The organism is Salipiger pentaromativorans, from assembly GCF_024721115.1.
Classification (GTDB): Bacteria; Pseudomonadota; Alphaproteobacteria; order Rhodobacterales; family Rhodobacteraceae; genus Salipiger; species Salipiger pentaromativorans.
The window spans coordinates 95,665-96,018 of sequence record NZ_JAMDHK010000015.1 but is presented as its reverse complement, the minus strand read 5'-3'; the positions used below and the strand labels follow the sequence as shown (position 1 = coordinate 96,018).

General features: G+C 60.5%; 1 protein-coding gene. It reads right to left on the bottom strand.

Features of this window, described 5'->3' with window-relative positions; genetic code table 11:
* Positions 1-122 precede the first annotated feature (122 nt).
* Positions 123-354 (bottom strand): beta family protein (locus tag M4578_RS19525; protein WP_258094932.1); only part of this gene is annotated, 232 nt, incomplete at its 5' end.

Sequence of the window (354 nt, the reverse complement as noted above, 5' to 3'; positions counted from 1 at the left end):
CTATTCCGAGGCCCCCGACGCGGTTCGCAGGTTTCTGATCTCCAACGGATGGATGGCCGCGGATGAGGTTATGATAGCTGCGGCCGACGGCACCTATCAAGAAGCTGCACTGCAGCGCTGAGCTAGAAAAAGCTTTCCTGCTTCGAGTACTCAGCGACAGCATCCTCTTCGAACTCGATGCCAGACATGGCGCCCAAGTCCCTGACGATCCTGACCAGATGGTGCGCGGTGTTCAGTTCCCGCCAGCCAGTCGCGTCGCCGCAGGTTTCTGTCAGCCCCTTCGCGTTGCGCCAGATCCGGTCGTCTGCGGGGGAGAAGCCTCTGCCGCAGTACTCCTTGCTCTCGACGATCTGT